Annotated in this window: 21 protein-coding genes; 6 read left to right on the top strand and 15 right to left on the bottom strand. The window is 46.0% G+C overall.

The window, feature by feature from the left end; all coding sequences use genetic code 11:
• Window positions 1-135: 135 nt before the first annotated feature.
• The 12 genes from yxdK to iolA all read right to left on the bottom strand — a co-directional run bounded on the left by yxdK (window position 136) and on the right by iolA (window position 13,209).
• Window positions 136-1,113, bottom strand: coding sequence for a two-component system sensor histidine kinase YxdK (gene yxdK / locus MKX71_RS20475; RefSeq protein WP_003227076.1), 978 nt, complete (start codon window positions 1,111-1,113; stop codon window positions 136-138).
• Complete coding sequence (gene yxdJ, locus MKX71_RS20480; protein ID WP_003243527.1) at window positions 1,110-1,799, bottom strand: two-component system response regulator YxdJ; 690 nt, start codon at window positions 1,797-1,799, stop codon at window positions 1,110-1,112. Before yxdJ ends, yxdK begins: the two co-directional genes overlap by 4 nt.
• A gap of 107 nt (window positions 1,800-1,906) precedes the next feature.
• Window positions 1,907-2,779, bottom strand: coding sequence for a 6-phospho-5-dehydro-2-deoxy-D-gluconate aldolase (gene iolJ / locus MKX71_RS20485; protein WP_339231581.1), 873 nt, complete (start codon window positions 2,777-2,779; stop codon window positions 1,907-1,909).
• A 20-nt stretch (window positions 2,780-2,799) separates the two neighbouring features.
• The gene (iolI, locus tag MKX71_RS20490) at window positions 2,800-3,636 is read right to left on the bottom strand and encodes a 2-keto-myo-inositol isomerase (protein ID WP_339231583.1); all 837 of its coding nucleotides are present in this window, start codon (window positions 3,634-3,636) and stop codon (window positions 2,800-2,802) included.
• Window positions 3,637-3,721: 85 nt separating this feature from the next.
• The gene (locus tag MKX71_RS20495) at window positions 3,722-4,591 is read right to left on the bottom strand and encodes a sugar phosphate isomerase/epimerase (RefSeq protein ID WP_015250852.1); all 870 of its coding nucleotides are present in this window, start codon (window positions 4,589-4,591) and stop codon (window positions 3,722-3,724) included.
• Between the two features lie 19 nt (window positions 4,592-4,610).
• Window positions 4,611-5,645, bottom strand: a complete 1,035-nt coding sequence (gene iolG / locus MKX71_RS20500; RefSeq protein WP_014481414.1) for a bifunctional inositol 2-dehydrogenase/D-chiro-inositol 1-dehydrogenase — start codon at window positions 5,643-5,645, stop codon at window positions 4,611-4,613.
• A 22-nt stretch (window positions 5,646-5,667) separates the two neighbouring features.
• Window positions 5,668-6,984 carry a myo-inositol transporter IolF gene (gene iolF / locus MKX71_RS20505; protein WP_032725035.1) on the bottom strand — a complete coding sequence of 439 codons (1,317 nt, stop codon included), beginning with the start codon at window positions 6,982-6,984 and terminating at the stop codon, window positions 5,668-5,670.
• Between the two features lie 14 nt (window positions 6,985-6,998).
• Window positions 6,999-7,892 (bottom strand): myo-inosose-2 dehydratase, encoded by an 894-nt coding sequence (gene iolE / locus MKX71_RS20510; protein ID WP_003227062.1) that lies wholly within the window; start codon window positions 7,890-7,892, stop codon window positions 6,999-7,001.
• Between the two features lie 16 nt (window positions 7,893-7,908).
• The gene (gene iolD / locus MKX71_RS20515; RefSeq protein ID WP_339231584.1) at window positions 7,909-9,822 is read right to left on the bottom strand and encodes a 3D-(3,5/4)-trihydroxycyclohexane-1,2-dione acylhydrolase (decyclizing); all 1,914 of its coding nucleotides are present in this window, start codon (window positions 9,820-9,822) and stop codon (window positions 7,909-7,911) included.
• 32 nt (window positions 9,823-9,854) lie between these two features.
• Window positions 9,855-10,832 (bottom strand): 5-dehydro-2-deoxygluconokinase, encoded by a 978-nt coding sequence (gene iolC / locus MKX71_RS20520; protein WP_049140860.1) that lies wholly within the window; start codon window positions 10,830-10,832, stop codon window positions 9,855-9,857.
• A gap of 23 nt (window positions 10,833-10,855) precedes the next feature.
• On the bottom strand, window positions 10,856-11,671 hold the full coding sequence (iolB, locus tag MKX71_RS20525; RefSeq protein WP_327836212.1) for a 5-deoxy-glucuronate isomerase: 816 nt from the start codon (window positions 11,669-11,671) through the stop codon (window positions 10,856-10,858).
• A gap of 74 nt (window positions 11,672-11,745) precedes the next feature.
• Window positions 11,746-13,209, bottom strand: coding sequence for a methylmalonate-semialdehyde dehydrogenase (gene iolA / locus MKX71_RS20530; protein WP_339231585.1), 1,464 nt, complete (start codon window positions 13,207-13,209; stop codon window positions 11,746-11,748).
• Between the two features lie 415 nt (window positions 13,210-13,624).
• Between iolA and iolR the strand changes: the two genes are divergently transcribed.
• From iolR to MKX71_RS20555, 5 genes are all read left to right on the top strand, one after another.
• Entirely contained in the window at window positions 13,625-14,380 is a 756-nt protein-coding gene (gene iolR / locus MKX71_RS20535) for a myo-inositol utilization transcriptional regulator IolR (protein WP_003227050.1), read from the top strand.
• 53 nt (window positions 14,381-14,433) lie between these two features.
• Window positions 14,434-15,366 (top strand): aldo/keto reductase, encoded by a 933-nt coding sequence (locus tag MKX71_RS20540; protein ID WP_003243075.1) that lies wholly within the window; start codon window positions 14,434-14,436, stop codon window positions 15,364-15,366.
• 260 nt (window positions 15,367-15,626) lie between these two features.
• The gene (locus tag MKX71_RS20545; RefSeq protein ID WP_069323023.1) at window positions 15,627-16,277 is read left to right on the top strand and encodes a hypothetical protein; all 651 of its coding nucleotides are present in this window, start codon (window positions 15,627-15,629) and stop codon (window positions 16,275-16,277) included.
• Between the two features lie 3 nt (window positions 16,278-16,280).
• Window positions 16,281-16,589 carry a YxcD family protein gene (locus MKX71_RS20550; RefSeq protein WP_003227046.1) on the top strand — a complete coding sequence of 103 codons (309 nt, stop codon included), beginning with the start codon at window positions 16,281-16,283 and terminating at the stop codon, window positions 16,587-16,589.
• A gap of 241 nt (window positions 16,590-16,830) precedes the next feature.
• Complete coding sequence (locus MKX71_RS20555; RefSeq protein WP_033882801.1) at window positions 16,831-18,216, top strand: sugar porter family MFS transporter; 1,386 nt, start codon at window positions 16,831-16,833, stop codon at window positions 18,214-18,216.
• 41 nt (window positions 18,217-18,257) lie between these two features.
• Here MKX71_RS20555 and htpG read toward each other — a convergent pair whose 3' ends face one another.
• Together htpG and MKX71_RS20565 are read right to left on the bottom strand one after the other, a co-directional pair.
• Entirely contained in the window at window positions 18,258-20,138 is a 1,881-nt protein-coding gene (gene htpG / locus MKX71_RS20560) for a molecular chaperone HtpG (RefSeq protein ID WP_003243561.1), read from the bottom strand.
• A gap of 167 nt (window positions 20,139-20,305) precedes the next feature.
• Window positions 20,306-20,557 carry a hypothetical protein gene (locus MKX71_RS20565; RefSeq protein WP_014481429.1) on the bottom strand — a complete coding sequence of 84 codons (252 nt, stop codon included), beginning with the start codon at window positions 20,555-20,557 and terminating at the stop codon, window positions 20,306-20,308.
• Between the two features lie 116 nt (window positions 20,558-20,673).
• On the opposite strand from MKX71_RS20565, the gene MKX71_RS20570 reads away from it, so the two are divergent.
• On the top strand, window positions 20,674-21,495 hold the full coding sequence (locus tag MKX71_RS20570; RefSeq protein ID WP_015385126.1) for an SDR family oxidoreductase: 822 nt from the start codon (window positions 20,674-20,676) through the stop codon (window positions 21,493-21,495).
• 29 nt (window positions 21,496-21,524) lie between these two features.
• Here the strand turns inward: MKX71_RS20570 and MKX71_RS20575 are convergent, their stop codons facing one another.
• Window positions 21,525-22,667, bottom strand: a complete 1,143-nt coding sequence (locus tag MKX71_RS20575) for a TetR/AcrR family transcriptional regulator (protein WP_220396572.1) — start codon at window positions 22,665-22,667, stop codon at window positions 21,525-21,527.
• Between the last annotated feature and the right edge of the window lie 34 nt (window positions 22,668-22,701).

The following is a 22,701-nucleotide window of genomic DNA, read 5'->3' on the forward strand; positions in this document are numbered from 1 at the left end:
TCCTTATGGTTTTATTCTTGTTGATCTGGGCTGCTTTCATGTAGTGCCGGGACGTTCAACATAAAAATCCCCTTGACATAAATCCATGTTATCAAGGGGAAACAAAGCGGGCTATGTTGTTTTCTTAACGCAGCCTTACATTTTTGTAAGAAATGAAAATCGAACTGATGTCCCTTCACCGGGAGACGAGCTGATGTCCACCGTATGATTGAGCTTATCTGTAATTTCTTTGACGAGATGGAGGCCGATTCCCGTAGATTCTTGGAAACGCCGCCCGTTTTCACCCGTGTAATAAGGGTCAAACACCCGCTTGATGTCTTGTGAGGGAATCCCGACACCGTAATCTTTGACTTCAAGCACCGTCCTGTCTTCATCGCGAAAGACATTCAGCTCAAGTCTGTCACTCTTGCCCGCTGAATACTTGACCGCATTTGTGACCACTTGGCCAATCGCAAATTTGAGCCATTTGGCATCGGTGTAAATCTGATGATCATCGCAAACGTTCATTTTCGGATAAACGCGATATTGAATAAAAAATCGTTTATAGCTTTGAATGACTGATTGGAGAAGCTCGGACAGGGAAACCGCTTCGATTTTAAAATCCCGTTCAAACAGGTCGAGCCTTGAAGAATAAAGAAGCGTCTCCAGCCCGAATTCAATCTGCCGGACTTCTTTTTTGATTTGTTCAAAAACGGGCTCATCCTCTTCTTGAATGATTAAATTAATGACCGACAGCGGCGTCTTCACTTGGTGCACCCATTGATTCATATACGTCACCCGCGCGTCAAGCTTGGCTTCGGTCTCATGGAGCTTCTGGTGCTGCAGCCGGATCAGCTCCATCTGCTTTTCATACAGCTCTGAACAGAACACTGAAGAACCGAGATACGGGATATCCGTCCCTTCCTGCCCCGAGCTGAGCCAATGATACACGCCGCGGTCTTTGTACCAGCGATAGGCAAGATAACCCGCCAAAATAAGAAGCTGCACGCCCAATATGTAAAACAAGTGAGAAAAAGAATGCAGACCCGCAAACCAGTAATAAAAGAAGACAAACAGCCCTTGAAGGAAAAAAAGCAGAATCAGCACTGCATGAGACCGGAGAAACAGCTTCATGACTGCGCCCTCAGCTGGTAGCCTTCGCCCCGCACCGCTTCAATAGAAACAGGCGCATTCAGCTCCCGCAGTTTTTTTCTGAGCCGCGTGATATACACGTTAAGTGTATTATCATCGATGAATATGTCGGTGTCCCACGTCTTTTCCATGAGACGGTCCCGGCTCGTCACCTTTTCTCCCCGCTCAAGCAGCACTTCCAAAAGCTTGCTTTCTTTTTTAGAAAGCTCGCTTTTTTCATCCTGAAAACGCAGTTCAAACCGTTCCACAAAGAGCTGAACGCCGGCATATTCAACCACTTTCTCTCCCTGCTTTGCGGCGTACTCCCCGTACGCCCTCCGGATCTGGCTTTTGATTTTCGCCAGCACAATATCATAAGAAAACGGTTTTTCGATATAATCGTCTCCCCCATTTTCAATCGCCATCACCTGATCCATTTCCCCGCTTCTGGCAGAAATAAAGATGATCGGGCTTGTGGAGTGCTGGCGGATCTGCCGGCACCAATAATATCCGTCATATGCCGGCAAATTGATATCAAGCAGCACCACATCGGGCTTTTCCCGCAAAAAGACATCAAGAACAGCTGTAAAATCCGCGGCGACCACTGTTTGATATCCGTATTTTTCAAGGTAATTCTGCAATAGTCCGCGAATGTCTTCACTGTCTTCCACAATCATAATTTTATTCAAACTGAACCACTCCCGTTTCTTACACTGCTGCCATCATCATAATCGTTTTGGGCGTATGGACGCAACACCGCACAAAAAAACCGCCATCTCGGCGGTTTCTGGTCTCTTTAGCCGACCTGCTGCTTAGCTGCTTTACCGGCTGATCCGAACTCTCTCATTTTGCTTCGCACTGTCTCTTCCACGGCTTCAATGCCGGGTGTCAAATAGCCGCGCGGTTCGTACAGATCGCTGTTTTCCTGAAACATGCGGCGTGTTTCGTCTGTCCACGCTACCATACATTCCGTATTGATATTGATCTTCGCGTGGCCGAGTGTGATGGCTTTTTTGATCTGATCCTGCGGAATCCCGGATGCCCCATGAAGAACGAGGGGAATATCAGTCATGCGAGAGATAGCCTCCATTTCCTTAAATCCGAGATTCGGCTCACCCTGATATTTGCCGTGTACAGAGCCGAGGGCGGCGGCCAGCGCGTCGATATTGGTTTCTTTAACGATCCGCTCACATTCCGTGATATCGGCATAGCGGACCCCGCCGACCAGGCCGTCTTCCATTCCGCCGACCGTGCCGACTTCGGCTTCTACTGACACGCCGTGTTTTGCGGCATAATCGGTGACTTCTTTTGTCATCGCGATATTCTCGTCAATCGGCTGATGGGAGCCGTCAAACATCACTGAGCTGAATCCGGCATCAATGGCCTGTCTGCAGCGTTCCGCACTGCTGCCGTGATCGAGATGAAGCACCACGGGAACGGTAATCGCCATGTCCTCTATTAACGCGCCGACCATGGCGGCAATCGTTTTAAATCCGCCTAAATAGTCGACCAGGCGATCGGAAGCCGCGGCGATGACCGGTGATTGCTCCTTTTGCGCCGCCTGCAAAATCGCCTTCGTCCACTGCAAACCATTGATATTAAACTGGCCGATCGCATACTGCTCCCGCTTTGCATCTTCAAGAAGCTCTTTCATCGATACAAAAGCCATGTCCACCCCTCCTTTATCCATTACATGTTGAAGTATTTTGATACGACGTCCACTGTTGTTTTTTTCGCTGTTTGAATGGCTTCCTCAGCAGTCAGCTTATAGTATTCAGGCCGGAAGAGCTCAACCGATACAACATCAGAGAAGCCAATTTCCTTCAGTGCTGATAAGTGGGCATCTAAGTCAATTGCCCCTTGTCCCGGCCATACACGATCCTCATCTGTTAAAAAGCCGATTGGGAAATCTTCTGTATCATCAATATGATAGATGAAGATTTTCTTTCCGTCCGCCTGCTTTAAGCTCTCAATATTTGAACCCATTGCATGGAAGTGAAAACTGTCAAGGACAAGCCCGACATTGTCACGGTTAACTGTGTTTACAATCTCATACGCCTGTTCAAACGTATTGACCGTACATTGCGGATGGCCGACAAACTCAAGCGCGATTTTTACGCCGTACGGATCCGCGATATCTGACAGCTCAGTCAGCACGTCTACACTGCTCTTTTTGATCTCTTCTTTTACAATCTTCTGCTCTGTCACAAGCGGAACGGCCACCACATATTTCACACCGAGGGTTTTGCATGTTTCCATCATGCCTTTAAATTCAGTGATGATCTCGTTGTGGCCCTTTTCATCACGGTTGTTGAAGAAAACAAGCGCGTTTAAAGCAAGCGGTTTGATGTGATGGGTTTGAAAATATTCCGCAAGGTCATCCAATGAATGATCTTTTAAGTACTCCGGCAGCTTATCCATTGTGCGGATTTCAATATAATCATAGCCGTGCTTTTCGCATAGTTCTAAATCCTGTTTAAGGTTTGAGTTTTCCAATGTTGTCGCTTCATTAAAACAAAGTTTCATGCCAGACTCCCCCATCTGCGTTTTAGATATGAAGGGAGTTCGGCAGGAAGGCTGTCGCCATATCCCGCCGAACTCCATGCTCAGCTTATGCCAGACCTAATTCTTCTTTCATTTTCTTAAGCATAAATCGGCTTGATTCATCCGCTCTTTCATCGACCCAAGCAAATACGGCATTCGTCGCAATTCCGTCGAACTTCATCTCTCTCAGTTTTCTGAAAATCGTATCAAAATCAACCTCGCCTTGGCCAATGTCCAAATGCTGGTGAACCGTTACTTTCGCGTCAGGCGGATTGACGATGTAGCGAAGGCCATGAGCCGCTTTATGATTATAGGTATCTGCAAATAAAACATGTGTGAGGCGGTCGCCGGCTTCGTCAAACATGGTCTCGATGTCGCCTTTGCCGTCATCATAGAAGAACGTATGCGCAGTCGAGTAGACAAGATTGATCCAATCCTTGTCAAGCGCACGGATCATATCCATCGCACCTTTGTGCGTTTCGATAAAATCGTATGGGTGGGCTTGAAGATTAAGTTTAATACCTTCTTTTTCAAAGACTGGCAGAAGCTCATCCATGGATTTGATAAATTTTTCTTCACTTGTTAAAGGATCATATTTTGAACCGCTGAATTCGCTGTTCATCAAATCCACTTCAAGTTCAACCGCAATTTCGATTGCCCGTTTCCAATTGCGCACCGCTGCCTGCCGGCGGTCTTCATCAGGACCCGCCCAGTGGTAAAGAGGAAGAAGCGATGAAAGCTTAACACCTGTATCTCTTAAAAGGCGCTTTAATTGTTTGATCTTTGCTGAATCGACTTTCGGATATTTATAAAACGGGCAAAAATCCTCGCGCGGAGACAATTCGATATATTCATAGCCAAGCTCCGCCGTTTTATAGACCGTTTCCTCTAAAGTTAAATCATCACGATACATGGATGGATCCAATGCTAACTTCATATTTTCACTCCTCTGTTTTTTAGTTTTGAACTGTTGTAAAAGATTGATAGAATTCCGGTTTTTCCTTCAATTCAACCTTTTCTTTTTGTCCAGATTCCTGGGCTTTTACACACGCATCAGTCGTGACAGCAGCAATATAGCCGTCCCATGCCGTCGGTCCGCTGACCTCGCCTTTCTTTTGAATCGAATCAATAAAGTCTTGGATTTCCACATCGTACGCAGCGACAAAGCGTCTCTGCCAATCCATCAAAATATCTGTGCTGAATTTGCCTTCTTTTCTCAAGCTGATGCTTGATGGTTCAGGAAGCTTGATGATGCCGTCTTCTCCGACGATTTCACATTGAATGTCATAGCCGTATTTACAGTTCACATAGATTTCAGCATTGATGACGATACCGCCTTTTGTTTCAATCACGACGATTTGCGGATCTTTTAAATGCGGCAGCGCGTTTTTCGATTTTTTCGGGTAGATGACTTGAACGGACTCGTAGTCATCGTTGACGAGCCAGTGCAGCACATCAATTTCATGAACGAGCGTGTCGACTACGGCCATATCGGTTGTGTAGTTATCTCCTACAGTCGGGTTGCGGTGCGCGCAGTGAATCATAAGCGGCTCGCCGATGACATGATTGTCGAGTGCTTCCTTCAGCTGTACGTAACCGCTGTCATAACGGCGCATGAAGCCGACTTGAACAAGGCGTTTGCCCACTTTGATTTCTTCTTCGACAATGCGCATGCATCCTTCAGCCGTTGTCGCGAGCGGTTTTTCACAGAACACATATTTCTGGGCTTTAATGGCTTTCAGCACGCTTGACTCATGCGCAGGCCCCCAGCTTGTCACTAAAACAGCGTCTACATTTTCGTCTGCAAGCAAGCTGTCATCATTCGGATAAACCGTCGCGTTTAATTGGTATTGCTCAACGACCTTTTGTGCAGCTTCTTGATTAACATCCGTTACGGCTACGATTTCCGCGCCTGACAGCTTGTTCGTGATGCGGTTAATATGTTCTTTTCCGATTGCTCCAGTTCCAATTACGCCAATACGTAAACTCATTGACAGCCACTCCTTCTGTTGGTTACATGATTTTGCTTTCTGTTCCTTGCTTTACTTGGCTCTGAGGAGACCCGTAGAGTTCCTCTTGAATTTGTTCAAGCGACTTGCCAGACGTATTCGGCGCAAAGAGCAGCCCGATGATCATACTGGCCGTCACACATCCGAGAAGAATTGCAGCCATCGTTCCAATGCCGAAATTGGTGATAATCATTGGGACAAACAGACTCCAAATCCCTATTGAAATACGGACAAGGAAAAACATCAGTCCTTGTGCGGAAGCACGATATTGCGTAGGAAAGATTTCACTAGCCCATAACTGATAGTTCGCTTGCTGCCCTGCTCCGTTATTGATGCCGATCACGACAATAAACAGGAGCAGAATCGGCAGGCCTTCAACTGGCAGCAGAAACAGTGTCCACCCGATCACCGCCATGAAAGCGGCGATTCCAAATACGGTTTTTCTATATTTGTCGGCAAAGGGCATGAAGATCAAGGCGACCCCCAATCCTGTGAAGATAAACAGCCCCATTTGCAAAAGGTTGGCCATGTTGGCAGATACACCGCCGACCTGCTGATAAATGTATGGCATAAAGAAGCCCATGACCCCGGCGGCTAAGTTCCAAACCAAGTACACACCCATCAAAAACAATATGCTTTTGAGATACATAGGCTTGAGCAAATCAAAATACGATGTCTTATTCAGTACAGCCGGCTTCTCTGCCTGAGCATCCTCCGGCTGATTTTTTGTCTGCCAGGCGTCTGATTCCGGAAGCCTGATTCTCAGGATGTACGTAATCAGCGCAATCACAAGCAGATGGGCAAATACGATTTTATTCCCCAAGAGTCCCAAGTCACCGGCCAGTACGGAGAGGAGCAGTACAACGACAGCGCCCGCGGCCCAAGCGACTTGTGCTACGCCGCAATGCCTGGCCCGATTCTTCTTTGGCGCATTTTCCGCAATAATGGTCCATGACGCGGTTATGTCAGCTCCTACTGATAAACCGATAATGATGTAACCGCTTAACAACATGGGGAAATTAACCCCGAACAAAACCAAACAAATCCCTAGTGCATAAACCAGCATACTATTGGTATAAACAGCCTTCCGTCCGACTTTATCAGCCAGAAACCCGCCAAGCAGCGCGCCGACAGCGGCAGAAATCGCATTTGCGCTCAGCGCGCCGAGCAGCCCGATTTGTGTATCGGATAGCTTAAGGTAACTGACCCATAATGATAAACCGGCGGAGCCTGCCACAATTGAACCGGCATCAATATAGTTGGCCAATGCTGCCGCGATTGTCCGTTTATTGAAGGCTGAATCTCCATTGGTATTGCCCATATGTTCATTCCCCATTAAGCCAGATCCAACAACTGCTGATCAATATAGTTTCTCGCAATCAATGCATACTCCAGCGGGTTTGCAACATCGGGGTCCTGTTCAGCTTCAATGACAATCCATCCGGAATAACTGTGCTTCAACAGCAGCTGATATACTTCTCTAAAGTCAATGCAGCCGTCACCGGGAACCGTAAACATGCCTTTTAAAAATGATTGCCGGAACGATTGTCCTTCGAGCCTGCATTGTTCCATGACATTCAGGCGGGCATCCTTAAAGTGCACATGCTTAATGCGGCCGATATGCTTCTCAAGCATCCCCATGTAATCGCCGTCAGAAATATACGCATGGCCTGTATCATAGAGGAGGTGTACATGCGCAGGGTCAGTTCCTGCCATCAGGCGGTCCACTTCTTCCGCTGTTTGGACACCAGTGCCGAGATGATGATGATAGACAAGCTTCAAGCCATGCTGAGCGGCAATTTCGCCAAGGTGATTCAGCCCTTCGCAAAGCCGCTCCCATTCATCATCCGTAAAGTGCGGCTTCTCTGTGAACACGTTTTTCTCCAAGCTTTGCACGCTGTACGTTTGTTCAGAGACAACTGCGACATCCGCGTTTACTTGCTGCAAATACTCACAATGCAGGGTAAATGTCTTTGCCGCTTCACCAAGTCCGTCACGCAAAATAAAACTGCTGAACCATTTTCCTGCAATGCGTAAGTTCCGAAGCTTCAGCTCTTTGTTCAGGATGGCAGGTTCGGGGAAAAAGCCCCCGACCTCTGTGCCTTGAAAACGTGCGACAACGATATCACTTAACAAATGCTGGAGTGTATTTCCCGCTCCAATTTCAGGCATGTCATCATTCCGCCACCCAATGGGAGCGATTCCCCACAGGATTTCATTTTTGCCCATCTATGATGCCTCCCCTCTAATACTGCTTCGCAGATTCCAGCTTTTTCTCTTTTGCTTCGTATGCTTTCTGAACGCTTTCTTGTTCAGATACCTCTGCCACTCCGACATGCCACCAGCTGTCATAGCCGTCCGTCATTGTTTTTGGCAGCACCTTCATTTCAATTAATGTTGATACATCCTGTTTCTTCGCATCCTCTAACGCCGCTTTTAATTCTTCTACTGTGTTTGCGCGGTAGGTTTTCGCGCCGTATCCCTCAGCGACTTTCGCGTAATCGACATTCAGGATTTGGTTGTCATCTGTGCGGAACTCGCAATAGTAGCTGCCGCTGCCATGATCCATTTGCAGGTTGTTGATGCATCCGAATCCTGAGTTGTCAAAGAGCAGCACATTGATTTTCTTGTTGTACTGAATCGCCGTGATCAATTCAGAATGAAGCATCAGGAAGCTGCCGTCTCCGACGATTGAATACACTTCTTTGTCAGGGTGGGCCAGTTTAAGACCGAGTGTCCCGGACACTTCATAGCCCATGCAAGAATACCCATACTCCAGGTGATACGTATTCGGAACATTAGAATGCCACAAACGCTGCAAATCTCCTGGGAGTGAGCCTGCTGAACAGATGATGACGCTGTCTTCAGGAATCGTCTCGTTGATTGTCAGCAATGCTGTTGTTTGCGGAAGCTCCGTATTCAACGCGTCAGCATATTCATTCAGGACCTCTTGAGAAAAGTGATGTTTGATTTCCGGATCAAATGCTTCCCGCTTAAACGTCACTTTGCTGAGACGCTCGCGTTCAGCCAGCCATTCGTCCTTCAGCTCCCGGATCGTTGTGCCGAACTCGCTCTCATAGCCTTCAAGCAAGCCGTGCAGTTTGCCAAGCGTCACTTTCGCATCCGCCACCACTTGGAATGCATCAAGTTTATACGCCTGCATTCGGCTGACGTTAATGTTCAAAAACTTCGCTTTATCAAAATCAAAAGCGGTCTTAGAGGATGTCGCAAAATCTGTATACCTTGTGCCAATGCCGATAATCAAATCAGCTTGGCGGGCCGCTTTGTTTGCCGCAAGTGTACCTGTGATGCCCATTCCGCCAAGGTTGTTCGCAAAATCTGCCTCAACGGTTGACTTTCCTGCCTGCGTTTCAACTAACGGAATGTTATAGGCTTCAGAAATGGCAACCAATTCATCGCGCGCACCGGAATATTTTGCGCCTCCGCCGACGAGAATCACAGGTTTTTTGCTGGATTTAATCAGCTCCGCCGCTCCTTGAAGCTCGCGCTCGCTCGGCTGCATGCGATCAATATAGTGAACCCGTTTGACGAAGAAACTTTCATCAAAATCGTATGCTTCCCCTTCAACATCCTGAGAAATACAAATCGTTGCCGGACCTGCTTTTGCCGGATCAGTCATGACTTCAAACGCGCGCAGCAAACTGCTCATCAGCTGCTCAGGGCGCGTAATGCGGTCCCAGTATCTCGATACAGGTTTCAATGCATCGTTTGTCGTAATCGCCGCGCTGTATTCTTGCTCCATTTGCTGCAGTACAGGGTCTGGCTGTCTTGTCGCAAATGTGTCTGCCGGAATCAAGAGAACTGGGATATTGTTTGCCAATGCAGTGCCGGCTGCCGCCACCAAGTTAGCCGCTCCCGGTCCGACGGATGTAGACACCGCATATATTTTTCTTCTCAGCATTTGCTTGCTGTACGCCATGGCCGCATGCGCCATTCCTTGTTCATTTTTCCCTTGATAGACTTTCAAATGGCCTGCATCCTGCTCAAGCGCTTGCCCGATCCCTAATACGTTTCCATGGCCGAAAATTGTGAAAATCCCTTCGACAAAAGGCTCTTCCTTTCCATCAACATGGATGTACTGCTGGTTTAAGAATTTAATCAGCGCCTGCGCTGTTGTTAAGCGAATTTTCTTGCCCACAAACGATCCCACCTTTACTCGATCTTTTTCAATTATGACTGTGCTTCAATAAGCTGTACGATTTCTTCCGCAGTCGGCATCGCTTCTGACGAACTGTGCTTGCTCACCACAATGGAAGCTGAAGCACTGCCGTATTTCAATGCCGTTTCAATGTCTTTTCCGCTGACAAGGCCATAGATAAAAGCTGACGCATAGGAGTCACCAGCTCCAAAAGTTTTCAGCACTTTTGTCTTGTACGCTTGGGCGCGGAATACCTCGCCGGATTTGCTGTATGCGTAAGAGCCTTCGACGCCGTGTTTGATGACAACGAGGTCGGCTGAATGGCCAAATAAATGATTGACGGATTCTTCATTGCTTCCGCCTGTGCGGTTTTCCATCACATCAAATTCATCGCGTGTGCCGATGACGATATCAGACTGCTCGGCAACCAAAGAATAATAAACGGCTGTTTCATCTGATGACTGCCACGTATACGGGCGGTAATCCAGTTCGAACACCACTTTAACCTGATGCTTCTTCGCGTATTGAACAGCTTTTAATACCGCTTCCCGTGACGGGCTTTTGGCGAGCGCTGTCCCGGAAACAAGCAGCATTTTCGCATTTGCGATATAGTCCTCGCTTACCTCTGAAGGCTCAAGATAAAGATCCGCCACATCATCGCGATACATTAAAATGCTGCATTCTTCAGGGCTGAGGATTTCTGTAAATGCAAGGCCTGCTTTGTGTCCATCTTGATCAACAACCATCTGTGTTGTATCAACGCCGGTCTTTCTCATATAGGACTCTATGAATCTTCCATGCTGGTCATCCGGAATTTTGCCGATGAAGCCCGCTTTTAAGCCAAGCTTCGCGCTGCCGATCGCGATATTCGCAGGTGAACCGCCGACGTATTTGGAAAATGTCATCGTCTCTTCCATTGGGCGGTTGTATTCGAGTGCGTTCAGGTCAATACATGCCCGGCCGATGGCAATAATGTCAAAAGCCTTCTCTTCATTGAATGTATACTTCATCGTAAACAGCCACTCCTCACTTGTTAGCGTTCTAAAATCCACTCATGCGCCGGGTCGTTATGAAACTTCCATTTTCGCGTCGGTCCTGCCATGACATTTAAATAGTAGGATGTGTATCCGTCCGGAACGCCTACCGGGTGGTATCCCGCAGGAACGATGACAACGTTTTCATTTTCCGCAGTCATTGTCTCGTCAATAGAACGGTCATCTGTGTATACGCGCTGAAATACAAAGCCCTGTCCCGGGTCTAACTCATGGTAGTACGTTTCTTCTAAGAAAGATTCTTCCGGCAAGTTGTCTTGGTCATGTTTGTGAGGCGGGTAGCTGGACCAGTTGCCGCTGTCTGTATAGACTTCAACTACTAATAGACTGTTAGCTGAAGGGTCTGAATCCGGAAGAATGTTATGAACAGTACGTTTGTTTGAAAATTGCCCGCGATGTTCAATTCCGTTGTCTTCCGCTTTGATCAGCTTTGTCGGAAGCTGCTTTTCCGATGGAGAATAGCAAAGCGCCACTCTTGCGTCGCTGACCGCTGTGATCTCAAATGCACGGTCATTTGACATATAGACGCTGTCTGTCGGTTTTCGTTCAAATACGCTTTCACGCGTGCCGATATTCTCAAAAGTCGACTCATGATCTGTCACTGTAATTTTTCCCGTTACCGCCACAATACAGATTTCTTGTTTTTTCAATTCTTCTGTATAGCTTGAACCTGATGCAAGATCTAACACTTTAAACTCTACATAAGTGAGATCAGAGTTGGATGTCGTTACTTCGTGCACGAGTTTGACCCCATTAGACACTTCATGCGACTGCGGCTTACGCAACAAATAACTCATAGTGAAGCCCTCCTCTTTCTATTGGCAGAATGAGTCCGAACAGCGCACATGGACGCCGTTCGGCTGTTCGTCGTTTAGTTGAAATCAGGTGCCGGATATCTTGCCGTTACCACTTTTTTACGTGTATAGAAGTCGACGCTGTCTTTTCCGTTCGCATGCAGCGTTCCAAAGAATGAAGATTTCCAGCCTGAGAATGGGAAGAACGCCATTGGAGCCGGCACCCCAAGGTTGATTCCTAGCATTCCCGCATCAATGTTTTCACGGAAGTAGCGGATTGCGTTTGAGTTGGATGTGAACAAGCAGGCGCCGTTCGCAAACTCAGACTTATTGGCGATTTCAATCGCTTCTTTCAGGTTTTTCACACGAATGACAGATAAGACCGGAGCGAAAATTTCATCTTTCCAGATCGTCATCTCTGTTGTGACATTGTCAAAGATCGTCGGGCCGACAAAGTAGCCGTCGTCAGACACATTTTCACGTCCGTCACATACGAGTCTGGCACCTTCTTCAAGACCTTTTTCGATATAGTTGAGCGTGCGCTTCTTGTTGTCTTCGCGAATCACCGGTCCTAAGAACACGCCGTCATCAAGGCCGTTACCGATTTTAATGTCCGCCACTTTTTCCTGCAGCTTCGCCATAAATTCATCGGCGATTCCTTCTTCAACTGTCACAACCGCACAAGCCATGCAGCGTTCACCGGCAGAACCGAAGGCAGCTCCGACGATGTTTGTGACCGTGTCTTCAAGATTCGCATCGTTCAAGACAATCGTATGGTTTTTCGCGCCAGTCAGAGATTGAACGCGTTTTAAGTTTTCGCTTCCTTTTTTGTAGACGTATTCGCCGACTGGCTTGGAGCCTACAAATGAAATCGCTTTAATTTCGGGATGCTCGAGGATGCCGTTCACAACGTCATGCGCACCGTATACGACGTTGAATACCCCTTTCGGAAGGCCCGCTTTTTCAAAAAGCTCAACCAATTTCTCTGTTAACAGCGGTGTCCGCTCTGATGGTTTTAAAATAAATGTGTTGCCGAGTGCGATCGCCATTGGGAACATCCAGCAAGGGACCATCATCGGGAAGTTAAATGGCGCGATTCCGCCGACAACTCCGATTGGGTAGCGGTAGTTGGCCGCTTCAACGTCCGTTGCGATGGAAGCAAGCGAGTCACCCATCATTAGGGAAGGTGCTCCAGCGGCGAACTCTACGTTTTCAATCCCGCGTCCCACTTCACCTAAAGCTTCTTTTGTGTTTTTTCCGTTTTCAATGGTAATTAGATGAGCCAGTTCTTCTTTATGCTGAGACAGCAGCTGCTGGAAGTTAAATAGAATTCTGGCACGGCGCGGAACCGCCACCTTTGACCATGTTTTAAATGCTTCAGCAGCCGTTTGCGCTGCGTAATCAATATCCTCTTGTGTAGAAATCGGCACTTGGCATAGTACTTCTTTCGTCGCCGGATTGACGACATCTTCATATTGATCTGTTTTGCTTTCAACCCATTCACCGTTGATGTAGTTTTTTAATTTTCTGATTTCTGCCATTCTTATTGCCTCCTTCATTAGTAAACACATACACTTGTATGGATGGTTCCGGATAGATTCATATCAATATCCACTTTTCAGCAAGCCAAGAATTAAACGCTTTCAAAAAAACCAAAAAAATAAAGGCGGATGCATATTTACATACAAGCAACCATTTCATGCACAACAGGTTACTTTTTGGTCATTTCTTGGTTATATTCTAATCGCATAATACCCATAAGTCAATCATAAACACTACATTTTTTCATTATTTTTATTATATTAATCTTTTAATCAAGTAAGAGAGGTAAGAGAAGCCCGCCGAATCTTGCAAAAGATATACACCGATGTTATCATTTTTTAAGCAACTATTGATTAACTTTTGGTTTTTATTATATATTTATGTTACGTAAAGATTCTAGAAGGAGTTTTTAATATGAAACTGATGCGGATTCAGGAAATGGAGGAGTACATTTTATCGCATGGCACTGTTTCCTTAGATGAGCTGTGCCAGGTGTTCAATGTCTCCAAAAACACAGTCAGACGTGATATCAACAAGCTTACAGAAAAGGGTGCGATTGAAAAAGTATACGGCGGCGTAACATCTATTGAAAAAACCGCATTAGTTCCTTTTGAAAATCGCACCATTCAGCACCAGGATGAAAAAACAAAAATCGCCCATTATGCTTCCCGATTTATTGAAGATCACGATTTGGTCTTCATTGATTCAGGAACGACGACAAAGTCTATTCTTGATACGCTTGATCCAGCCAAAAATGTCACCATCTTAACCAACAGTTTAGACATTATCAATGCGGCGTCAGCTTTGAAGAATATCAACTTAATCATTATCGGAAACAACTATAAGAGAAAAACCCGCTCCTTTGTCGGCATGGACGACCCGGCTATGCTTGATAAGTACAATATCAACAAAGCCTTTATGTCCGCTACCGGAACGACGCTGACACACGGATTGACCAACTCGGATCTGCTGGAGTATGAAATTAAAAAGAGGATTTCGGAAAAAGCAAAAGAAGTGTATCTATTGGCTGACCATTCCAAATTCGGAAAATCAACGCTTCTGACATATGCGCCGTTTGACAGGCTGCATTGCATTGTGACCTCTCAGCCATTAGACGACGAGTACACGCAGTACTGCAATGAGCATCAAATCGGCATTCACCTGGCCTAACGTTTACAATAGTGTTGAGAGTCTATCATCCATTTTATTCTAGGAGGCAGATCATGAAAAAAGCGAAGCTCGGAAAATCAGACTTGCAGGTATTCCCTATCGGATTAGGAACAAATGCTGTCGGAGGACATAACCTCTACCCGAACCTAAATGAAGAAACCGGAAAAGAATTGGTGCGCGAGGCGATCCGTAATGGCGTGACAATGTTAGACACCGCTTACATTTACGGGATCGGCCGTTCCGAAGAATTAATTGGTGAAGTGCTGCGTGAATTCAACCGTGAAGATGTTGTCATCGCGACAAAAGCCGCTCACAGAAAACAAGGCAATGACTTTGTCTTTGATAATTCACCAGATTTTCTTAAAAAATCAGTTGATGAAAGCCTGAAGCGCTTGAATACCGATTATATCGATTTGTTCTACATTCACTTCCCTGACGAACATACGCCTAAGGATGAAGCCGTTAACGCGCTGAATGAGATGAAGAAAGCCGGAAAAATCCGCTCCATCGGTGTATCCAACTTCTCTTTAGAGCAATTGAAAGAAGCAAACAAAGACGGTTTGGTAGATGTATTGCAAGGCGAATACAACCTGTTAAACCGTGAAGCGGAAAAAACATTCTTCCCGTATACGAAGGAGCATAATATTTCATTTATCCCTTACTTCCCGCTCGTATCAGGTTTATTGGCAGGAAAGTATACAGAAGATACAACGTTCCCAGAAGGCGACCTGCGAAACGAACAGGAACACTTCAAGGGCGAGCGTTTCAAAGAAAATATCAGAAAGGTCAACAAGCTTGCGCCGATTGCTGAAAAACACAACGTGGATATCCCTCACATCGTATTGGCCTGGTATTTAGCAAGACCGGAAATTGATATTTTAATTCCGGGAGCAAAACGTGCCGATCAGCTGATTGATAACATCAAAACAGCCGACGTGACGCTTTCTCAAGAGGATATTTCATTTATTGATAAGCTGTTCGCATAAGAAGAAAGCAGCCTTCTCCAATGGAGAAGGCTGTTTTTTTGTGCGATAAATTCCTAGAAGCAAAATCTTACAAAAAGAGCCATACATCCGATAAAATAAAGGTAGTTGAATCTCAGAAAGAAAGTGATGAAAAAGCAAAAGCATGCAATGTTAATCTCACCTAGAAATATAGACTCATATCAATCAAAAAAGCTGATCCAATTTTTTTGATTCGCAACTCAGAATAGCGGGCCGTTTCGGCGGTCTATGGAGGAAACAGAATGAAACTTAAATATGTAAAAGCCTTAGTTGCAGTAACCGTTGCTTTAGGTGTACTGCTGCCATCAACGATTTCTCATGCAAAGAGCTTCAGCGGCCGCTCATCATCTAGTTACAGCAGCCGAAGTTCAAGCTCGTCATACAGCGGAAGCTATAAATCAAGCCCGAAATCAAGCTACAGCTCAGGATCAAGCTCTTCTAGCAAAAAATCCAAGACGCCTGACGATTCATCATCATCGATTTCGCTTAAAAAGAAGCCTTCGGAAAAGGCAAGCTCATCAAGCTCTAAAAAATCGTCAGGCACCTTTTCCGGCGCTACATCAAAAGTAACCGGAAAGACATACAGCGGAAAAACGTCTAAAGCCTATGTTGGCGGACGATATGTTTCAGTCAATCATTACTATCACGCAGGTTTCGCGCCATCAGGATGGTTTGGATATTATAGCGGATTTACAATGGGTATGTTCATGATCAGCATGATGCACCCGTGGGGTTACACCTATCATCCAGCCGGAGGCCCCGGCTATGTTTCTTATGGCGCTTCACCCATTGCCTGGATCGTGGATATCATCGCTTTAATCATTATTTTAATCATTGTCATCGCACTGATTCGCGCATTTAAAGCACCAAAGACGTACAGAAGGAGATTTTAGGCAATGAGATTAATATTAAATGAGCAAGAAATTGTAGACGGAATTTGCGTGTATATTTCCAATGAAGAAGATATCTACCCTGAAGACGTTGAAGTAAAGGAGCTATCTTATAACAAGCGTACAGGGTTCTTCGCTGAAGCTACATTTGGCCTGCACCACAAGCAGCTTATGTCAGATGACATTTCAGAAGGCATTATTCAGTTCTTAGAGGAATACCACAACTTCAATCCGGACGTTACCGTCGTTGAATTGCAATTTGATAAGAAAAAAGGCTTCTCCGCCTTGGTTTTCGTCAACGAAGCAGAAGAATAAAAATGTCTTAATCAAAACCTTACTCCGCGCGGGTAAGGTTTTTTAATGGTTTCTCTGAGCATATCTCGAAGTTATTTCGTTTTTCCTAAACTCAGCGGATCTGTGATCATCTCTTTTGGCTTTAACGTTTCCGTTTGTTCAAAACAAATGTTTCAAATGAGATAGGAAATGGGTACTAATCTATTAACTTTGTTATACATTTTAGATACTCATTGGCTCAACAACTGAGGAGGAGACATTTGTGAAGAAAGACACAAGGAAATATATGATCTACTTTTTCGGCGCTTTAGGGGGACTGCTATATGGTTACGATACAGGTGTTATCTCCGGAGCACTCCTGTTTATCAATAACGATATTCCTTTAACGACATTGACAGAAGGATTGGTTGTCAGCATGCTGCTCCTTGGCGCGATTTTCGGTTCTGCCTTGAGCGGCACATGCTCAGACCGCTGGGGCAGGAGAAAGGTTGTATTTGTCCTTTCCATCATTTTTATTATCGGCGCGCTCGCTTGCGCATTTTCTCAAACAATCGGCATGCTGATTGCATCTAGGGTGATACTCGGGTTGGCCGTCGGCGGTTCAACGGCACTTGTGCCCGTGTATCTTTCCGAAATGGCACCGACGAAAATTCGCGGGACACTCGGCACAATGAACAACTTAATGATTGTCACCGGGATTTTGCTCGCCTATATCGTTAACTACCTGTTCACACCGTTTGAAGCGTGGCGCTGGATGGTCGGTCTGGCTGCAGTGCCTGCCGTGCTTCTATTAATCGGCATCGCGTTCATGCCGGAATCGCCAAGATGGCTCGTGAAGCGCGGCCGCGAAGAAGAAGCGAGACGCATCATGAACATCACTCATGATCCCCAAGACATCGAAATGGAATTGGCAGAGATGAAGCAAGGGGAAGCGGAGAAAAAAGAAACGACACTCAGCGTGTTGAAAGCCAAATGGATTCGCCCCATGCTTCTGATTGGCGTCGGCCTTGCCATTTTCCAGCAGGCGGTCGGCATTAACACGGTCATCTACTACGCGCCAACCATTTTTACGAAGGCCGGTCTTGGCACATCAGCTTCGGCGCTCGGCACAATGGGGATCGGCATCCTCAACGTCATCATGTGTATCACTGCCATGATCTTAATTGACCGTGTCGGCCGCAAAAAACTTCTGATCTGGGGAAGTGTCGGCATCACACTGAGCCTTGCTGCTTTATCAGGCGTGCTCCTGACACTGGGGCTTTCCGCATCTACAGCGTGGATGACAGTAGTCTTTCTAGGTGTCTATATCGTCTTTTACCAGGCGACATGGGGTCCGGTAGTGTGGGTGCTCATGCCTGAGCTCTTCCCGTCCAAAGCACGCGGAGCCGCGACAGGGTTCACGACTTTGGTGTTATCGGCAGCTAACCTGATCGTGTCGCTTGTCTTCCCGCTGATGCTAAGCGCGATGGGCATCGCATGGGTCTTTATGGTTTTCTCAGTCATTTGTCTTCTCTCATTTTTCTTCGCGTTCTACATGGTACCGGAAACCAAAGGGAAAAGCTTGGAGGAAATTGAAGCAAGCCTGAAAAAACGGTTTAAAAAGAAGAAAAGCACCCAAAACCAAGTGCTGAATGAGCGTACATTATAAAAAAAGGAATCGTCTCCTTATGAGACGATTCCTTTTTCTGTTTACACCATGACCTTGCAAATATTGTTCGTAAATTCCACAGGGTCCTGAATCGGCAGGCCTTCGATGAGGAGCGCCTGATTGTACAGAAGGTTTGTGTACAGGCTCAGCTTCTCTTTATCTTGTTCAAACGCGTCCTGCAGTGTTTGGAATACCTCGTGATTTGGGTTGATTTCCAGCACTTTTTCCGCCTTCACATTTTGGCTGTCAGGCATCGCATTTAAGATTTTTTCCATCTCAATTGTCACTTCGCCGTCAGCAGCAAGGCAGACTGGATGTGATTTAAGCCGTTTTGAGATTCTGACGTTTTTCACTTTGTCTGACAGAATGTTTTTCATTTCCTCAAACAGATCCTTATACTTGCTTTCCTCTTCCTCGGACTGCTTTTGATCCTCATCCGTGTCTATGCCAAGGTCTCCGCTTGATACGGACTTGAATTCTTTTTCCTGATAAGAAGCCAGCATTTTAATTGCAAACTCATCGATGTCCTCAGTAAAGTAGAGGATTTCATAGCCTTTGTCCGCCACCATTTCCGTTTGCGGCAGTTTCTCAATGCGGTCGTAAGAATCACCGGTCGCGTAATAAATGAATTTCTGCTCCTCTGGCATTCTGGAAACATACTCGTCTAAGCTGACCAGTTTTTTCTCTTTTGAAGAGTAGAATAAGAGGAGATCCTTCAATTGATCCTTATTCGCGCCAAAATCATTGTACACGCCGAATTTCAGCTGTCTGCCGAACGACTTGTAGAACGTCTCGTATTTCTCGCGGTCTTTTTTCAACAGGCTTTGCAGCTCGCTTTTGATTTTCTTGCTGATGTTTTTCGCGATCAGCTTCAGCTGGCGGTCATGCTGCAGCATTTCTCTGGAAATATTCAGCGACAGATCCTCAGAATCGACCATGCCCTTCACAAAGCTGAAGTGGTCCGGTAGCAGGTCTGCGCACTTATTCATGATCAGCACGCCATTGGAATACAGCTCCAAGCCTTTCTCATATTCCTTGGAATAGTAGTCAAACGGCATGTTTTCAGGGACGAATAGAATCGCGTTGTAGCGAACGGCTCCATCCACACTGATATGAACGTGTGTGAGCGGTTTATCAAACCCGTAATGCTTTTCAGCATAGAATTTTTCATAATCCTCATCTGTCAGCTCGCTTTTGTTTTTTCTCCAGATCGGCACCATGCTGTTGACCGTCTGCTCTTCCTGCACCTCTTCAAATTCATTTTCGCTTCCTTCCTTCGGCTTATTAATGGTGGTATCCATTTTGATCGGGTAGCGAATGAAGTCGGAGTACTTCTTGATGATCGCTTTTAAACGATATTCCTCTAAAAACTCGTCATAGCTGTCATCTTCTGTGTTCTCTTTGATTTTCAGGATAATGTCTGTACCGACAGAATCCTTTTCACACGGCTCAATCGTATAGCCGTCTGCACCCGCAGACTCCCATTTATAAGCCTCTTCGCTGCCAAGCGCTTTACTGATGACTGTCACGACATCGGCAACCATAAATGCCGCGTAAAAACCGACACCGAACTGCCCGATAATGTCATGTCCGTCTTTCAGCTCGTTTTCCTTTTTAAACGCGAGGGAACCGCTTTTTGCAATTGTTCCAAGATGCTGTTCAAGCTCATCCTTTGTCATTCCGATCCCCGTATCAGAGATGGTTAATGTTCTCGCATCTTTGTCAGCTGCGACCTTTATGTAGTAACTATCTTTATCAAACGTAAGCGCATCGTCCGTAAGCGCTTTGTAATAGATTTTGTCAATCGCATCACTCGAATTGGAGATTAACTCGCGCAGGAAAATTTCTTTTTGGGTATAAATGGAGTTAATCATCATATCCAGCAAGCGTTTAGACTCTGCTTTAAACTCTTTTTTTGCCACTCTTGATCGCTCCTTTACCATTATGTAAACCCTTTTCAGCATCTATTTATCACATAAGATGACAATTGTCAATCAGATTGATAGATGCATATATATGTAAATTTAACATTAGTTGGATTTGTTTTCACTCTTTTTCTCACTCATTCTCATAAAAAAGAGAGGCTTCATCATCCTCTCTTTTTTTCTGTGTCATTCCAGCGGCCAAACTCCCGCTTCATCCATATATGCACCGGGTAGAAAAACAAACCGAACGGTATCAAAAACAAAAGATTATGCCATGAAGCATTCAGAAATGCGCTTGCAGTCACCGGAAACGTAATCTCTTGCAATAAAAAAGAGATGACAGTCAGCACAACAAATGCAGATGGAATGGTAATGAAGCAATAAAACTTGAGCTCCTTCTTATGCTGTACCTTCAAACATACAAACCTCCCAACAATTTCTAATTCATCTTAACATATGCTGGCCTTTCTTTTCTCGCATGTTTATCACTGCACATAGCGGGAAGACAAATAGAAAAAGGAGGTCTCGTATCATGGGAAGACTTGAAAACAAAACAGCAGTTATCACAGGCGCCGCGACAGGCATTGGTCAAGCGACGGCGGAGGTTTTTGCCAATGAAGGCGCGCGTGTGATCATCGGAGATATCAATAAAGATCAAATGGAAGAAACAGTTGACGCAATCAGAAAAAACGGAGGACAGGCCGAATCCTTTCACCTCGATGTGTCAGATGAAAACAGTGTGAAAGCATTTGCTGATCAAATCAAGGATGCATGCGGAACGATTGATATTCTGTTTAATAATGCCGGCGTTGATCAGGAAGGCGGAAAGGTGCACGAATATCCGGTTGACCTGTTTGACCGCATTATCGCCGTCGACCTGCGCGGCACATTCCTTTGCAGCAAATATCTGATTCCGCTCATGCTCGAAAATGGAGGCTCCATCATCAACACCTCCTCCATGTCAGGCCGTGCCGCGGACCTTGACCGCTCCGGCTACAACGCAGCAAAAGGCGGCATCACCAACCTGACAAAAGCGATGGCGATCGACTACGCACGAAACGGCATCCGCGTCAATTCCATTTCACCGGGTACGATCGAAACCCCGCTGATTGACAAATTAGCAGGCACCAAAGAACAAGAAATGGGTGAAAAATTCCGCGAAGCCAACAAATGGGTCACGCCGCTCGGCCGTCTCGGCCAGCCGAAGGAAATGGCGACAGTGGCCCTGTTCCTCGCGTCAGACGACAGCTCATACGTCACAGGAGAGGACATCACCGCAGACGGCGGCATCATGGCATACACATGGCCAGGGAAAATGCTGATTGATGAGAAATGGAAGAAAGAAACGAAATAAGAGAGGGGATGTCCCTCTCTTTTTGTCTTTCAAAGCAATACAACCTTATACTTTTTCACATCCAAAAACTGCAAAAATTCCCTGGCCAGCACTTCAGGCGGATGCGCCTTTCCTTCATCCAGCCGATACAAAAGCAACCCGATAATCATTGCGGATACATAATGGGCATAAAGCTTTTTCTCTGCGTGAATATCAGTTTGCTGATGCAGATAAAACGATTCCAGCGCTTTGAACATATCAGGTATCACATGAGGAACACCCCATTCCCGATTGAGAAAATGGACAATGGGCATCTTTGACAAAGCAGAAAGCAGACTGGCGAGCGCCTTCTCCGCTTCCTTTAAGGAAAATTCATTCGGGCTGGAGGCAATCGTCAGGTGATCAATGATCTCCGCACATGATCGCTGTATCATGGTTTGGAGCAATTCCTCCTTATTGGCATAGTGATCATAAAAGGTTGCACGGCGGATATTGCTTTTCCGGGTAATATCCGAAATTGTGATGGCTGCGTAGTCTTTTTTCTCCGCCAGCACGTCCAGAAATGCCTGCTGGAGCGCCTCTCTCGTTCGAACCACACGCCTGTCGATTTGCTTGTCCTTCTCTCGCTCTCCTGGCACAGCTTGTCCAAACAGCCAATAAAATCTCTTTTGAGAAACAAGCTCCCATACCTTTTGGCTGATAGCTTCCGGAGTCGCGGCCGCATCCTCATTCAGCCAATACAGGATAATCGCGTACGTGTACAAGGCCCGGTAATGTCCGTAAATTTCCCGTTCGATCGGCGTCAAATTCACATGGACCGGAGTCAGCAGAACATCCTGCTGAAACACATCCCTAAAAAAACGATGGAAATGCCCTCTGTTCACCATCACAGAAAAAAAGGATCGATGCTCATGAACAAAGGACAGCGTCGGATGCACCGTTTGCCGTTTTTTGTTCAAATGAAGGGTATCCATATGACTGAAGGCGTCAAAAAGCGCTTTGCCCAGTCCTTCCTTCATGTCTTCGATCACATCCTCAATGATTGAAAACTTATCCTCATAATAAAGGTAGAGCGATCCGCGGCTCACTTTGGCCTTCTCAGCGATTTCTTTCATTGTGATGTGTTGAATATCTCTTTCTTTCAATAAAGCCAGCAGCGCCTCTTTCACTTGAGCTTCGGCAGATTCCGGCACAAAAGACACCCCCAATCATTAGACAAATGTTCGA

Origin of the sequence: Bacillus sp. FSL M8-0071 (genome assembly GCF_037975455.1) — a bacterium.
GTDB classification, from domain to species: Bacteria; Bacillota; Bacilli; order Bacillales; family Bacillaceae; genus Bacillus; species Bacillus subtilis.